Annotated in this window: 19 protein-coding genes; 9 read left to right on the top strand and 10 right to left on the bottom strand. The window is 68.6% G+C overall.

Annotation, left to right across the window (positions count from 1 at the left end):
* Window positions 1-58 precede the first annotated feature (58 nt).
* Window positions 59-619, top strand: coding sequence for a TetR/AcrR family transcriptional regulator (locus ACW14X_RS01045; RefSeq protein WP_457164389.1), 561 nt, complete (start codon window positions 59-61; stop codon window positions 617-619).
* Window positions 620-726: 107 nt separating this feature from the next.
* Complete coding sequence (locus ACW14X_RS01040) at window positions 727-1548, top strand: alpha/beta fold hydrolase (protein WP_378821091.1); 822 nt, start codon at window positions 727-729, stop codon at window positions 1546-1548.
* A gap of 76 nt (window positions 1549-1624) precedes the next feature.
* Here the strand turns inward: ACW14X_RS01040 and ACW14X_RS01035 are convergent, their stop codons facing one another.
* On the bottom strand, window positions 1625-2893 hold the full coding sequence (locus tag ACW14X_RS01035) for an FAD-binding oxidoreductase (protein ID WP_457164388.1): 1269 nt from the start codon (window positions 2891-2893) through the stop codon (window positions 1625-1627).
* Window positions 2894-3165: 272 nt separating this feature from the next.
* Between ACW14X_RS01035 and ACW14X_RS01030 the strand changes: the two genes are divergently transcribed.
* Window positions 3166-3948, top strand: a complete 783-nt coding sequence (locus ACW14X_RS01030) for a class I SAM-dependent methyltransferase (RefSeq protein WP_457164387.1) — start codon at window positions 3166-3168, stop codon at window positions 3946-3948.
* A gap of 26 nt (window positions 3949-3974) precedes the next feature.
* Here ACW14X_RS01030 and ACW14X_RS01025 read toward each other — a convergent pair whose 3' ends face one another.
* Window positions 3975-4451: a cupin domain-containing protein gene (locus ACW14X_RS01025; protein WP_457164386.1), complete on the bottom strand. Its 477-nt coding sequence runs from the start codon at window positions 4449-4451 to the stop codon at window positions 3975-3977.
* A 57-nt stretch (window positions 4452-4508) separates the two neighbouring features.
* Between ACW14X_RS01025 and ACW14X_RS01020 the strand changes: the two genes are divergently transcribed.
* Window positions 4509-5111, top strand: coding sequence for a TetR/AcrR family transcriptional regulator (locus tag ACW14X_RS01020; protein ID WP_457164385.1), 603 nt, complete (start codon window positions 4509-4511; stop codon window positions 5109-5111).
* A 71-nt stretch (window positions 5112-5182) separates the two neighbouring features.
* Here the strand turns inward: ACW14X_RS01020 and ACW14X_RS01015 are convergent, their stop codons facing one another.
* On the bottom strand, window positions 5183-6196 hold the full coding sequence (locus tag ACW14X_RS01015; RefSeq protein ID WP_457164384.1) for a tyrosine-type recombinase/integrase: 1014 nt from the start codon (window positions 6194-6196) through the stop codon (window positions 5183-5185).
* Between the two features lie 84 nt (window positions 6197-6280).
* Here ACW14X_RS01015 and ACW14X_RS01010 point away from each other — a divergent pair, with 84 nt between their 5' ends.
* On the top strand, window positions 6281-7279 hold the full coding sequence (locus ACW14X_RS01010; RefSeq protein WP_457164383.1) for an alpha/beta fold hydrolase: 999 nt from the start codon (window positions 6281-6283) through the stop codon (window positions 7277-7279).
* Here the strand turns inward: ACW14X_RS01010 and ACW14X_RS01005 are convergent.
* Both ACW14X_RS01005 and ACW14X_RS01000 read right to left on the bottom strand, forming a co-directional pair.
* Window positions 7260-7649: a DUF1304 domain-containing protein gene (locus ACW14X_RS01005; RefSeq protein ID WP_350843500.1), complete on the bottom strand. Its 390-nt coding sequence runs from the start codon at window positions 7647-7649 to the stop codon at window positions 7260-7262. The two genes, ACW14X_RS01010 and ACW14X_RS01005, sit on opposite strands and share 20 nt — an antisense overlap.
* Window positions 7650-7720: 71 nt before the next feature.
* Window positions 7721-8023: a hypothetical protein gene (locus ACW14X_RS01000; protein ID WP_350843502.1), complete on the bottom strand. Its 303-nt coding sequence runs from the start codon at window positions 8021-8023 to the stop codon at window positions 7721-7723.
* Between the two features lie 59 nt (window positions 8024-8082).
* On the opposite strand from ACW14X_RS01000, the gene ACW14X_RS00995 reads away from it, so the two are divergent.
* The gene (locus tag ACW14X_RS00995; protein ID WP_350843504.1) at window positions 8083-8256 is read left to right on the top strand and encodes a hypothetical protein; all 174 of its coding nucleotides are present in this window, start codon (window positions 8083-8085) and stop codon (window positions 8254-8256) included.
* Here ACW14X_RS00995 and ACW14X_RS00990 read toward each other — a convergent pair.
* Window positions 8253-8609, bottom strand: coding sequence for a TraR/DksA family transcriptional regulator (locus tag ACW14X_RS00990; protein WP_350843505.1), 357 nt, complete (start codon window positions 8607-8609; stop codon window positions 8253-8255). The genes ACW14X_RS00995 and ACW14X_RS00990 overlap by 4 nt on opposite strands.
* Before the next feature lie 102 nt (window positions 8610-8711).
* Between ACW14X_RS00990 and ACW14X_RS00985 the strand changes: the two genes are divergently transcribed.
* Window positions 8712-9944, top strand: coding sequence for a low temperature requirement protein A (locus tag ACW14X_RS00985; RefSeq protein ID WP_160023556.1), 1233 nt, complete (start codon window positions 8712-8714; stop codon window positions 9942-9944).
* A 35-nt stretch (window positions 9945-9979) separates the two neighbouring features.
* Here ACW14X_RS00985 and ACW14X_RS00980 read toward each other — a convergent pair whose 3' ends face one another.
* Window positions 9980-10495 carry a putative immunity protein gene (locus ACW14X_RS00980; RefSeq protein ID WP_457164382.1) on the bottom strand — a complete coding sequence of 172 codons (516 nt, stop codon included), beginning with the start codon at window positions 10493-10495 and terminating at the stop codon, window positions 9980-9982.
* Entirely contained in the window at window positions 10492-10893 is a 402-nt protein-coding gene (locus ACW14X_RS00975; RefSeq protein WP_457164381.1) for an MmcQ/YjbR family DNA-binding protein, read from the bottom strand. The genes ACW14X_RS00980 and ACW14X_RS00975 overlap by 4 nt, the downstream gene beginning before the upstream one ends.
* An 81-nt stretch (window positions 10894-10974) precedes the next feature.
* Between ACW14X_RS00975 and ACW14X_RS00970 the strand changes: the two genes are divergently transcribed.
* On the top strand, window positions 10975-11589 hold the full coding sequence (locus ACW14X_RS00970; protein WP_457164380.1) for a GyrI-like domain-containing protein: 615 nt from the start codon (window positions 10975-10977) through the stop codon (window positions 11587-11589).
* 117 nt (window positions 11590-11706) lie between these two features.
* Window positions 11707-13080: a lipase family protein gene (locus ACW14X_RS00965; protein WP_457164379.1), complete on the top strand. Its 1374-nt coding sequence runs from the start codon at window positions 11707-11709 to the stop codon at window positions 13078-13080.
* Here the strand turns inward: ACW14X_RS00965 and ddaH are convergent.
* Window positions 13071-13841 (bottom strand): dimethylargininase, encoded by a 771-nt coding sequence (gene ddaH, locus ACW14X_RS00960; protein WP_457164378.1) that lies wholly within the window; start codon window positions 13839-13841, stop codon window positions 13071-13073. The genes ACW14X_RS00965 and ddaH overlap by 10 nt on opposite strands.
* A gap of 13 nt (window positions 13842-13854) precedes the next feature.
* Window positions 13855-14343, bottom strand: a complete 489-nt coding sequence (locus ACW14X_RS00955; protein WP_457164377.1) for a GNAT family N-acetyltransferase — start codon at window positions 14341-14343, stop codon at window positions 13855-13857.
* Window positions 14344-14363: the final 20 nt, after the last annotated feature.

The raw sequence follows: 14363 nt of genomic DNA, 5'->3' as shown, positions 1-14363 counted from the left end.
CGTAGTTGTGGATTGAGTATTCCATAACTGTGGTCATGAAGACCGGTAGATTCGGGGGATGGCCAGACCTCGGGAGATCTCAGTCACGGCGGTACGTGACGCAGCGCTCGACGTGTTCCGTGAGCATGGCTACGAGCGAACCTCCATGCATGACCTCGCCGAGCACACCGGCGCGGGCAACGGCAGCATCTACGCGGCGTTCGGGAGCAAGCGCGGCCTCTTCCTCGCAGCCCTCGAGGCCTACTGCGGCGGCCGGATCACCCTGACGACCGACGCCCTGGCGGGGGAGGACGGAGCCCGTGAAGCCGTACGCCGCTACCTGCTGCGCATCGCGGACGACTGCACCGCAGATCCGCGGCGGCTCGGCTGCCTCATGGTGCGCTCTCTGGCAGAGCTCGCCGACCGCGATCCCGAGGTGGTCGGCATCTGCAGGCGGACCCTCAATGCGATGGAGGAACGGATCGCGGCCCGCATCGGCACCGGCACCGGAGCAGGCACGCTCGCGCACGAGATCCTGCTCTTCTCGCAGGCGCTGATCCAGGCCGGGGCCACGGCGACGTCGCGGCGAGAGCTGCGCGAGTCGGCGAACGCCTACGTCGACCGGCTCGCCCTGGCCTGACGCGCGTCCGATTCCGAGGGATTCGCGGCCGATCCGGCAGGCGACCCGGGGCGGTAGAGACGGCGACGATGGTGAAGTCCTCGCTGAACCGATCCAACAGGAGCACCATGCCCTTCTTCACCACGTCCGACGGCACCGACATCCACTACTCAGACTGGGGGACCGGTCAGCCGATCGTGTTCAGCCACGGCTGGCCCCTCAGCTCGGACGCCTGGTCGCTCGAGCGCAAGACGCTCGCCGACGCCGGCTACCGGGTGATCGCCCACGACCGCCGCGGCCACGGGAAGTCCGCCCAGCCCTGGCAGGGCAACGACATGGACACCTACGCGCGCGACCTCGCCGAGCTCGTCGAGCACCTCGACCTGCGCGACGCGGTCTTCGTCGGCCACTCGACCGGCGGGGGAGAGGTCGTCCGCTGTGCGGCTCAGCACGGGAACGGACGCGTCGCCAAGGTCGTCACGATCGGTGCGGTCCCGCCGATCATGCTCCAGACCGAGGCGTACCCCGACGGTCTTCCGATCGACGTCTTCGACGGGATCCGGGCCGGCGTTCTCGCCGACCGCTCGAACTTCTACCGTGAGCTCGCACCGTCGTTCTTCGGCTTCAACCGTGACGGCGTCGAGACGTCGCAGGGCGCGATCGACGACTTCTGGCGCCAGGGGATGCTCGCCGGGATCCAGGCGGCGTACGAGTGTGTCGCGGCCTTCTCGGCGACCGACTTCACCGAGGACCTGAAGGCCCTCGACGTGCCGATCTTCATCGCGCACGGCGACGACGACCAGATCGTGCCGATCGGCAACGCGGCGCTGAAGTCGATCGAGCTGGTCAAGGACGGCACGCTCAAGGTCTACCCGGGCGCTCCGCACGGGATCTTCGGCGCGTACCAGCAGGAGCTGATCCAGGACATCCTCGACTTCATCAAGAAGTGAGCGCGTAGCGACTCCGTGGCGCGGTACCGCCTTGCGTGGTCCCGCGCCACGACCTGGCGCCGGCGAACCGGCGTCGTCAGGGCGTGATGTTCTGGTTGTGGCTGAACAGATTCTCCGGGTCGTAGGCCTGCTTGACCTTCCTGAGTCGCGCGTAGTTGTCGCCGTAGGTGTCGGTGACGCGGCCCTGGTCGTCGTCGGACATGAAGTTCACGTACCCGCCCGCCTCGGAGTGCGGCGTGAGCGCAGCGGCGTAGTCGCGGACCCACGCGATGTTGGCGGCGTCGTCGGAGGCGTCCGGCCAGGCGGAGACGATGACCGTCGAGAACGTCGCGTGGCGGTAGGAGAACGCGGTGTCCGTCGCGCCGACACGGGAGGCGGCACCGTTGATCGGGTACAGGTGCATCGTCGAGCTCGCGTTCGGCGCCTTGGGGCCGTGGGCCAGGTGCGCCTCGATCGCTTCGTCGGTCAGCTCGGTGACGTAGTTGCCTTTCCAGTAGCTGCGTACGCCACGGGGGAAGAGGTCGTCGAACGCGCTGTTGAGCCACGGATACGGCATGGGCGAGACCATCTCGCCGACGCGCGGCGCGAGGTCGCGGAACGGCTGCATCGCCGCCTCGCCTTCCTCGACCGGCCCGCTCCAGTGGACGACGGCCGCGCAGAACGTGTCGCCGTGGCGGTCCTCCGGAAGGAACGGCAGGGGAGGAGCCACCTGGAATGCAGGGAAGGCGCCGTAGCGCTCGTCGGCGTCGTTGATCCAGGTGCGGAAGAAGCGCAGCAGGTCCCCGGCCTGCTCCAGCTCGTAGAAGAAGAGTCCGACGACGACCTGGTCCACGGGATGCAGGTCGAACTCGAAGGTCGTGACGACCCCGAAGTTGCCGCTTCCTCCGCGCAGCGCCCAGAACAGGTCGGCGTTCTCGGACTCGCTCGCGTGGCGGAGCTGCCCGTCCGCGGTGACGACGTCGGCCGATCGAAGGTTGTCGATCGAGAGACCGAAGCCACGGGTCAGGTAGCCGATGCCGCCGCCGAGGGTGAGGCCGCCGACGCCGGTCGTCGAGACGATCCCGCCCGGCGTGGCGAGGCCGTGCGCGTGCGTGGCTTCGTTGAGGTCGCCCAGGGTGGCGCCGCCACCCACGCGAGCCGTTCGGGCGTCGGCATCGACCTCGACGGAACGCATGGGGGACAGGTCGATCACCACGCCGTCATCGATGGTCCCGTAACCGGGTGCGCTGTGCCCGCCTCCACGTACGGCCAGCGGCAGGCCGGTGTCGCGAGCGAAGTTCACCGCGGCGATGACGTCGTTGACGTCCGCGGCCGGCACGACAGCGGCCGGACGACGGTCGATCATTCCGTTCCACACGGCTCGAGCCGTTTCGTAGTCTGGGTCGACGGGCGCGATGACCCGCGACACTTGTTTGCGAAGTTCGTTGATGGATGTCATGACGCCAGCGTCATCCGCGGCAATGGCGGCAACCGGTCCGGCGACGCCACGTCATCGAGTTCCGGTACACGGGGGCGGTCGCGGGAGGGGGCTCAGAAATGAGTGACTTGACATAATGTGCATTATCGGCGAATTATCCAACCGTTGAAACAGGGCCCGAGCGGCTAGGGTTCGCTGCTGTGACAGAAGACTTCGATCCGACCGCGCACAACCGCGTCGCGTGGGACGAGCTGGTCGACAACGACAACGAATGGTCGCGGCCGGTGGGTCCCGAGGTCATCGCGAAGGCACGTCAAGGCGACTGGTCGGTGGTTCTGATCGGCCACGAGCCGATTCCACGTGATTGGTTCCCGTCCGAGCTGCCCGGTGCTCGGGTGCTCTGCCTTGCCTCCGGCGGTGGCCAGCAGGGCCCGGTCCTCGCCGCGGCAGGCGCCACGGTGACCGTCTTCGACAACTCGCCCAAGCAGCTGGCTCGCGATGACGAGGTGGCCGCTCGTGACGGGCTGGGCCTTCGTACCGTCCTTGGTGACATGCGCGACCTCAGTGCCTTCGACGACGCCAGCTTCGACGTCATCGTCAACCCGGTGTCGAACGTGTTCTGTCCCGACCTGACGCCGGTCTGGGAGGAAACGTTTCGGGTGCTGCGTCCCGGCGGGACGCTCATGGTCGGCTTCATGAACCCGGACGTCTACATCTTCGACGAGGTGGCGCTCGACCGACAGGAGCTGGTGGTGCGTCATCGGCTCCCGTTCAGCTCGCTCGACCTCTCGCCGGACGACCGGATGCGCGCCTACGGAAGCGGCCCGATCGAGTACAGCCACTCCTTGACCGAACAGATCGGCGGACAACTGGCTGCCGGGTTCGTCCTGACCCACCTCAGCGAAGCACCGCACCACGCAGACGCCACAGCGCAGCACCTGTCCGCCTACATCGCAACCCGCGCGGTCAAGCCATCTATGTGACTGATTGCTCGTGGCGGCAACTCTGATCAGAACGGCGGCGGCCCGACGATGGTGATGCCGCCGTTGAGTTCCCCGCTCCGTGCGATCCGGCCGAAGTCGGTCACACGGGCAGACCCTTCGAGCGGCTCGGAGGCGCCGCGATAGAACGCCTCGCACGCGTCCGACGGCTGGAGCGCCAGCACTCGGGCCACGTCGCTCAGCACCATGAAGGCGTGCGGCACGTCGCGGGGCACCATCACGAAGTCGCCGGTGTCGAGCTCGACGTCGTCAGTGTTGATGCGGTAGCGCAGCTGGCCCTCGAGGACCCAGAGCGACTCGGCGACCGGGTGCGTGTGCATCGGTGTCACCTTGCCTGCGTTCATCTCGATCTCGACCACGCTCAGTCCTTCGCCGGGGTCGGCGCCGGAGGTCTTCCAGGTCCAGATGCCACCTCCGGCGAACCAGAGCTTCTCGCCCTCACCCGCGTGACGTACCACCGGTGCCACTGCGATCTGTCCGTTCATGTCGTACTCCTTTATGGGACTTGAATCCTATAATGAAACTGCCATACCATATGGATTGTGTCAACCAACAGCTACCTCGCAACCGGCCGTAGCAACCAGAAGCAGCGCACCCGTGAGCACCTCCTTGGGACGGCGCGCAGGCTCATCGAGAGCGGTGACACTCCTCGCGTCGAGGACGTCGCGAAAGAGTCAGGCATATCCCGGACGACGGCGTACCGGTACTTCCCGACGCAGGCTGACCTCCTTGCCGCGGCCTTCCCGGAGACGGCGGCTGCGTCACTGCTGCCCGATCCCGCGCCGGAGGGTGTCGACGCCCGGGTCGACGCCGTGGTGACCGCGCTCATCGACACCATCGAACGCACCGAGCACCAGCAGCGCGCCATGCTGCGGCTCTCGCTCGGGGAAGCGCCGCACGAGCTGCCGTTGCGTCAAGGCCGGGCGATCGGGTGGCTGGAGGAGGCGCTCGACCCGGTCCGAGCGGATCTCGGCGAGGAAGCCGCCCATCGGCTCGCGGTGGCGATCCGCAGTGTATGCGGCATCGAGACGCGGGTCTGGCTCCGCGACATCGCGCACCTGGATCCGGATGACGTCCGGGACCTGCAGTTGTGGATGGCTCGTGCACTGCTCGCCCGGACTATGGAGGACCCACCGCCGGCGTGACTGCGTGTCGGCCGGTTAGAACAACTGCCGGATGTCACGGACTTCCGTCGTCCGAGCTGAAGCCGTAACGCTTACTGCTCGAATGGCTCAGCGGTCTCACGTAGCACCTCACGCGCTGGTGAGAGCAGGACGGCGTCGCGCGTGTCGGCGGCGGTCGCCTTGACGTAGATCCCGGTCGTCTTGAGGTCTTCGTGACCGAGCAGCCCCTGCACGGCAGGCACCGGTACGCCGGAACGGATCAGTCCCTTGGCGGCGCTGTGCCGAAACGCATGCGCGGCTTCTCCAGGCTGCTTCGGGACGCCGGCCAGGCGGATCCAGGTCTCGACCAGATGGTTGAGCGCGCCAGGACGCAGCTGCTTGCCCGAGGTCAGCAGGAACAGACTGTCGGCTGCGTCGCGAGCGCCGAAACGGGCCTCCAGCTCGACCAGGTAGAGATCGACCGCGTCGACGGCCTCGGGTGGCAGCGGCAGGTTGCGCTGCTTGTCGCCCTTGCCGATGACCCGCACCAGCGTCTCGCCGTCGGGCTCGCGCCGGATGGAGCCGATGGTGAGACCGCACAGCTCCGCGGCACGTACGCCGGTGGTGACCAGCACCGCGAAGATCGCCCGGTCGCGAGCCGGCCAGCGGCGCCGGTCGGTGCCTTCGCGCGGGGTCGACGCGACCCGTGCCAGGCGGCGGAGCTCGTCGACGCTCCAGCCAGCTGGCAGCCGGCTGGGCCGCTCGGGTGCCTCGATACGCAGCGTCGGATCCACCAGCAGGTGTCCCTCGAGCTGCAGCCAGTGGGTGAAGAGCCGCAGCGTCCCGACGCGGCGCTGACAGGTGGCCGCGGCCGAGCTCTCCCGCAGCGACCTGTAGGCGATGCGTACGTTCTGATCGGTCAGCGCCGAGATCGGGACCAGCGCCAGCACGTCGCCATCAGGCTCGCCACCCGCGTCGACATGCAGCTGCCGCGCCCAGGCGGCGATGTCCTGCCGGTAGGCGCTGCGAGACTTGTCGTTGAGTCCGCGGCGCGTGAGTGTGGCCCGGTCGGTCAGGAACTCCTCGACGACATCGCCGAACATCACACCATCGTCAGGTACGCTCACATCCCCCGATATTACAGTCTTTTCGAACATTTCTGCGATAGGGGGTACTATCGCGGAAATCGGGAAAGGTGGCAGACTCCGGCCGTGGCCGACACCGCTGTGACTCACCGCACCGAACACGTCAACGGAATCGACCTGCACTGGGTTGAGTCAGGACCGGCGGACGGCCGGCTCGTGATCCTGGTCCACGGGTTTCCGGAGTCCTGGTACTCGTGGCGCCACCAGATCGCCGCGCTCGCCGACGCCGGCTACCGGGCGGTCGCGATCGACGTCCGTGGCTACGGCGGGTCCTCGAAGCCGCGTGCCATCGAGGACTACCGGATGCTGCGCCATGTCGGCGACAACGTCGGTCTGGTGCACGCCCTGGGCGCGGAGACGGCCACCATCGTCGGGCACGACTGGGGCGCTCCCATCGCCTGGACGACGGCTCAGCTGAGGCCGGACGTCTTCACCGCCGTCGCCGGCCTGTCGGTGCCGTTCAGCCCCTCCGGACGCCGCCGGCCCACCGAGGCGATGGCACAGGCCGGCGGTGACGACGAAGACTTCTACATCTCCTACTTCCAGATCCCGGGTGTCGTCGAGGCCGAGATCCTGCCCGACGTACGCAGCTGGCTGCTCGGCATCTACTACTCGATCTCGGGCGACGGTGTGCTCGCCGCAGGCGGGGATCCGCGCGGGGCGCTCGGGTTGGTGCCACGCGGCGACCGGCTCTCGGACCAGTTCAGCTACCCCACCGAGATGCCCGAGTGGCTGAGCGACGCCGATGTCGACTTCTACGCCCGCGAGTTCGCCGACTCCGACTTCTTCGGTCCGCTCGCGCGCTACCGCAACATCGACCGCGACTGGGAGGATCTCGCGGCCTTCGGCGACGTGCCGATCAGGGTGCCGTCGCTCTTCGTCGCCGGCGAGTACGACGGGCCCGCGATCACCGGCCGGCGCCAGATCGAACGCTTCGACCAGACCCTGCCGGGTCTCACTCGATCGGTGGTACTCCCCCGGTGTGGACACTGGGTCCAGCAGGAGCGCCCCGAGGAGACCAACAAGCTCCTGCTCGAGTTCCTGGCTAGCTCAGAGCCAGGCTGATCGCCAGGGCGACGACGGCGAGCAGCGGGATGACGCCCTGCTTGAGCGCCGCGCCGCGCTTGTCGGGCGAGGAGATGAACAGCACCGCCGCGGCGGCTGCCATCGAGCCTGCTCCGGCGAAGACCAGGGCCGAGCCGACCGCTGCGGAGCAGACCGGGTACAGGACGATGCCGACCGCGGTGACGATGGCGAGGAACAGGTTGTAGAAGCCCTGGTTGAACGCCAGCTCCTTGGTCGCCTCGGCCTCCTCGGCGCCGAGCCCGAACACCGCCCGCGTCTTCGGGCTCGTCCAGGTCAACGACTCCATGACGAAGATGTAGACGTGCACCAGGGCGGCCAGAGCGGCGAGCACCAATCCAGCAACGACCATCACAGACCTCTTCCGGGTTGGGTGCTCGAGCACCGGCTGAGGCTGACAGTAACCGATCCTCGGACCGATCCTCAGAACCGCACCGGGAACACCTCGGTGCGCGCGACGGCTGCGTCGCGCTCGGCGCTGAGTGCCGTACGCCGCTCGTCGTTCATGTAGGCGTCCAGCGCGGCCTGGTGCGGGAACCGGAAGAGCTGGACCTCGTCGGGCTGCCCGGGCGCGTCGTCGGCGATCGCCCGGTGCACCACTTCCCCGCCGTGCTCCGAGATCAACTTCAGGACGCGGTCCTCGTAGGCGTGGAGCGCCTCGGCCTCTCCCCCGTGCGCCCACAGGAGACAGCACAGGCGGATCGAGTCTTCGGGTTCACCTGACATAACGGCCACCGTATCGAAGCCCGTGCATATACGCAGACGACATCGGGTACCTGCCCGCAATGACGAGCTACGTCCTGGACATGGTGGGCGCCACGGTGGTGGTGCTCCTGGTCCTGATGGTGCTCGCGGCCGCAGCCGGTTTCCTGGTGGCGAGGCTGGAGAGACGGCGCGCACGCCGAATCCACGACGATCTCGTCGGGATGCGTGACCAGCCCGGTCGGCATCGCCGCTAGCGCAGCCGTTCCCTCGGCTTCCCGGCACAGCTGATGCACGTGCGCGCGACCGGGCGCGCCTCGAGGCGGCCCGCGCCGATCGGCCGGCCGCAGCCTTCACAGGTCCCGTACGTGCCCGCGCTCACGCGCTCCAGCGCGGCGTCGATCTCGGTGAGATGCTCTCGCGCCTGGCGTACGAGCGCTTGGACCTGGGACCGCTCGAAGGCGATCGTCGCGCCCTCGGGATCGTGCTCGTCGTCGGCGTTGGTGTCGCGTGAGGCCGCGACGACAGCGTCGAAGTCGTCGGTGAGGTCCGCCAGGCGCGCGAGCGTCTGCCGGCGCTCGGTCTCGAGCCGTTCGCGCGCCTGATCCATGAGGTCGACGGTAACTCGATGGTCCTCGCTGGTGCTCCGAGGTCGTCCGTCGGTCTGAAACGCCTCTCGCCGAGACGGCGCCGTGGTGGCAGGATCTTCGCCATGACCGTGGTGCGACCTCATCGGCTGATGCGGATGAGCGGACGCGACCCCAACGAGGTGGGTCGCTCCGCCACTCCCCTGGAGCTGCTGTTCGACCTCGCGTTCGTCGTCGCGTTCGCGCAAGCCGGCAACGCGTTCGCTCACCTGGTCGCCGAGGAGCATCTGGGGCCCGCGATCGGCGGGTTCCTGTTCACCGTCGTGGCGATCTGCTGGGCATGGATCAACTTCGCGTGGTTCGCCTCCGGGTTCGACACCGACGATTGGGTCTTCCGCGCTCTCACGATCGTGCAGATGGCCGGCGCCATCGTCGTGGCCCTCGGCGTTGCGCCGTTGTTCGAGTCGATCGACCACGGTGGAGTGCTCGACAACCGCGTCCTGGTCGGGGGCTACATCGTGATGCGCGTCGCGATGGTCGCCCAATGGCTTCGGGCTGCGTCGCAGTCCCCCGCCTACCGCAACACCGCGCTCACCTATGCCGGGTCGATCCTTGTCGCGCAGGTCGGCTGGGTGGTCCTCGCGGTGGCTCAGACGAGCTCGGTGGCACTGGTGGTGCTCGCGTCGGTCGTCTTCTACGGCATCGAGATGATCGGCCCGATCTACGCCAAACGCCGCTGGGGCATGCCCTGGAATGCGGAACACATCGCTGAGCGCTACGGGCTGCTGCTCATCATCACGCTCGGCGAGGTTATCCTCGGAACGGTCGCGGCGGTGGCCTCGGCCGTCGAGCACGTCGGCTGGTCACAGGAGTCGATCCTGCTCGTGGTCGCCGGCACGCTGTTGGCCTTCGGGATCTGGTGGGACTACTACATCATTCCCTTTGCCCACTTCATCGAGCGCCATCGGGAACGGGCCTGGATCTTCGCCTACGGCCATATCCTCATCTTCGCCTCGGTTGCAGCCTTCGGCGGTGGCATCCATGTGGCGGCGTACGTCATGGAGGGCGAGGCGACCATCGGCGTGCTCGGTGCGGTGCTGTCGGTCGTGATCCCGTTGGCAGTCTTCACGATCGCGTACTTCGGCATCTACTCATCACTGATGGGGCGCGTCGACATGCTGCACGTCAACCTGGCCGTGGGCATGCTCGCGGTATTGGCGCTCGGCGTGGTCGCGGCGGCAACTGGCGTCTCGCTCGGCTGGTCCCTGCTGATCGTTGCCGCCGCGCCCTTCGTGACGGTCGTCGTCTACGAATCATGGGGCTATCGCCACGTGGCCGCCGATGTCGAGACCATCTGAACGGCCCGGCGGATCGGCGCGCGCACAGCTCGACCTCAGCAGTCGAAGACCGACCAGCAGATCTCGTTGCGGATCCGCTGGTCGTCGAGGACGAGGTCGCGGATGGGGTCCGGGAGCTGCTCGCGCTGCCAGTGACACTCCCGGCGCCCAGCCTCGATGGCCTCGCCGGGAGGTGCCGCGTCGCGTACGGCCTTGATGGCGTACGCGGCCGCGCCCAGGTCGTGGGCCGCGACATGGGCGACCACGCCGGCCTGTCCGGCGGAGTAGGCGGCGTTGCGGGCGGCTCCGCGCAACGGCCGGGCCGCTCCCATGGCGTGACCGCCGAGAGCGCGCGTCTCCATCATCTTGAGCTCACCGCGGGCCCAGGCGCGCGCGGCCTCGATGGCCTGCCGCGGGCGCGGGTCGTCGGGGCACTCCGCCTCGAAGAGCGGGAGGACGTGCTCTGCGCAGGTCGCCGCCCACAGCGCGAGCAGCTGGTGGTCGGCGTCGGTGAGCGTGCCACCGCGGCGGACGGTGATGAGGCGCGGGTCGCGCTCCTTGGCCAGGATCATCGCTCTCCCTCGTTCGCCGGCCCGGTCTCCGGACGGTCCGGTCCGGGCCCCTCGGGGTGGGTGAGGTCGTAGGCGGCGGAGACCTTCTTCGGGACGCACAGGCGCCAGGCGTCGACGACGAACTCGCACGCCTCGACGGGGTCGAGCGCGGCCAGGGACGACTCCACCCAGTTGAACCGCATCTCCGACTCGCGGGGCAGGTGGAACCTGTCGGGCGCGCTGGCGACCAACGCGGCACGCTCCTCCTTCGGGAAGCCGAACCCCATCTCGGTCTCGTCCAGCGAGAAGGCGACATAGACGATCGACCCGACCCGGAACTTCAGCCGGCCGCGTACGAAGACCTCGTAGGACCGCTCCAGGCTCGAGCCGAGCCAGCGGACGTCCGCCACGGTTGCCATGTCCGGAGCGTAGGCGCAGACTCCCCCGACGGCACCCGAGTTTCGCGTCCGCCGGCCTCGACGGCGCGACATCATGGCCTCATGGCGACGAAGGTGGATCTGAAGAAGACGCTCGACAGCTATCGGGCACGTCAGGGTGAGTTCCGGGTGCTCGAGGTGCCGCCACTCCCCTACCTGATGGTCGACGGGCACGGTGACCCCAACACCGCCCAGGAGTACGCCGACGCGCTCGCGGCGCTCTACCCGGTGGCGTACAAGCTGAAGTTCGCCAGCAAGAACGAGGGCCGCGACTACGTGGTGCCGCCGCTGGAGGCGCTGTGGTGGGCCGAGGACATGGACGCCTTCACCCATGCACGGGACAAGTCGCGGTGGGACTGGACGGCGATGATCATGACGCCCGACTGGATCACCGAACAGATGTTCGACGAGGCGGTCACCAAGGTCGGCGCCAAGGACCGCCCGGCGAGCCTGGGCAAGGTGCGCATGGAGACGCTGACAGAAGGCACCTGCGTGCAGACGCTGCACATCGGGTCCTACGACGACGAAGGCCCGGTGCTCGAGGAGCTGCACGAGCGGTTCATCCCCCAGCACGGGCTGCGGATGACCGGGAAGCACCACGAGATCTATCTGGGCGATCCGCGACGGGTCGAGCCCGCGAAGCTCCGCACGATCCTGCGCCAGCCGGTCGTCTCGTAGGCGCCGCGAATCTCGGTGTACAAGTGTGGACTGAAACCCTTGTCAGCGTGACGGCGCTCACATTACTCTTCAGTAACTCGGGACGAAGCGGTCCCGCTTACGTGAGGAGAGTCCCCCATGGCTCAGCACGCATCGAGGCTGTTCGTGAAGCGTCCCGGCAAGCACGCCGTACGCACCCTGGTGACGGCTCTGGCTGTCGCCGCCGTCATGCCCGCCGCCCTGGCCACGCCGGCCGTAGCCGCCGACCAGAGCACCGCCGTCGTCTCTCGCGGACTCGAGATCCCGGAGTTCTACAACCCGCCGGCGACGCTCCCCGACGCCGACGGAGCGCTCGTACGCACCGAGCCGCTCCCCCTCGGCGTCGGGCTCTCGATCCCGGGCATCGGCTCGCTGCCCGGCACCGCCACCCGGGTCATGTACAAGACCACCGACAACAACGGCGCCCCGGCTGCGGTGACCGGCGCCTACATCGAGCCGTTCGCGGCCTGGAGCGGCGCCGGCGACCGGCCGCTCGTCGTCGTCGCGCCCGGCACCATGGGCCAGGGCGACCAGTGCTCGGCCTCGCTCGGTCTGGAGCGTCCGATCCTCTTCAACGGCAAGACCGTCTCGGTGGGCTACGAGGACATCGGGATCTACCGCCTGCTGGCGCGTGGCGTCGCGGTGATGGTCACCGACTATGTCGGTCTGGGCGCCACCGACCGTCTCCACACCTACGTCGACCGCATCGACGGCGGACATGCCGTTCTCGACGCCGCGCGAGCAGCGCGCGAGGTCCCGGACGCATCGGTGACCACCGGGTCGCGCGTCGCGCTCTACGGCTACAGCCAGGGCGGCGGCGCGACCGGATCGGCCTCCGAGCTCGCCTCGACGTACGCTCCCGACGTCAACCTCGTCGGCGCCTACGTGGGCGCGCCGCCGGCAGACCTGCGCGCGACCGCGGAGGGTATCGACGGGTCGGCGCTGGTGGCCGCTCTCGGCTGGACGATCAACGGCCTGGCACAGTCCAACCCGGAGCTCGGACCGATCCTGGACGAGAACCTGAACGCGACCGGCAAGGCGGCGCTCGAGGACCTCTCGACGGCATGCGTCGCGGACGGGATCATCGGCTACCCGTTCCGGCGCAGCACCAGCTGGACGACGACGGGCGAGAGCCTCGACGACATCATCGAGCGCGAGCCGGTGGTCCGGGGCATCATCGACGCGCAGAAGCTCGGCCATGTGGCTCCGCGGGTCCCGGTGCGGCTGGCGACCGGCACCCAGGACGACATCGTCCCGCACGCGCAGTCGCGTCAGCTCGCCGTCGACTGGTGCGGCCGTGGCGCCCGGGTGACCTACAAGGCGGTCGTCCTGCCCAACCTCGGCGACGGGCTGATCACCAACCACGTGACGCCGCTGCTGGTCGACCAGACAGATGCGGTCAACTGGGTGACCGACCGGGTCAAGGGCATCGCCACCGGATCCAACTGCGCGACGATGCCGATTCAGCCCTGAGCGGCTCGTAGCCGCACGGACAGGCAGGTGACGCACCCTTCGAGCTTCTCGAACTCGGAGATGTCGACCGCGACGACCGTGTAGCCGCGTTCCTCGAACATCGCCCTGCTCAGCGGTGCCGAGGCGGCCATCAACAGTGTGCGGTCGTCGAGGACGACCACGTGGGAGCCCGATTCCTCCGGGACCGGCAGGAACCGGGCTCCCCACACGCTCGGGTCGTCGACCAGCGGCTCGTGGCCGATGACGGTGCCGTCGGGCAGCGCGGTGACGGCCGACTTGAGATGGAGCACCTTCGTGAGGGGGACGGCGACGACCTCGGCGCCGAGCGGTCCGAGCAGTGCCCGGAGCTGGGCGATCCCTTCGGTGTTCGTACGCCCGCCCTCCCCCACCCACACGGTGCCGCCGTGCTTGAGCACGTCGCCGCCGTCGAGAGTTCCAGGAGCCTCGATGTGGGCGATCCGGTAGCCCCGCGCACGGACCGCGTCCTCGGCAGCGCCGATCTCCGGGCGCCGCTCCAGGGCACCCGGCCGGCTGATCACGGCCAGGTCCGCGAAGACGACCATCGTGTCCTCGACGAAGACCGAGTCCGGGCAGTCGTCGGCGGGATCGACCTCATGGGTGGTCCAGCCGGCGAAGCGCATCGCTGAGACGTACGCCTCCCACTGCTCCTGGGCGAGGCCGACATCGACCGGGCTCCGCTCGATGTGGGTGACGAGCCCCTCGGCGAGGCGGGGCGAGGGGCGGCGTACGAGAGCGTGCATGGGTGAAGTATCCCTACCCGATCCAGAACCGGAGCTCGTTGCCGAGCTGCTCGTCGAGCACGCCCCCGTTCTTCTCGATCACCCGCCGGGACGGCTCGTTGGAGGGGGCACACGTGAGCAGGGCACGCGAGACACCGTGCTCGCGGGCCTTCTCGAGACCGAGCTCGAGCATGCGGGTCGCGTGGCCCTGGCGCCGCCACGGCGCGACGACGTGGTAGCCGATGTGACCGCCGTCGACGGCGAGCTCGGGGGTCAGCGTGTGGCGCACGACGAGGGTGCCGAGATAGTGCTCCTCGGAGACGTACCAGTAGACCGTCGACATCACGTCCCAGCGCTCCTTGTCGTGGTCCCGGGCAGCGACGAACCCGTCGAAGTCTGTGCTCGCCGGCCCGAGCCAGTCGGTGTCGGTGCCGCGCAGGAGGCAGTCGGCCTGTTCGCCGGTGAGATAGGAGGTGCGTACGGCCGTCGTCGGACGGACCAGGCGATCGCTCAGGGTGATCATCGCCGGCAAGGCAACCACAC

It is taken from the genome of Nocardioides sp. YJ-D4 (genome assembly GCF_054031495.1).
This window is presented reverse-complemented; position numbering and strand designations above follow the sequence as displayed.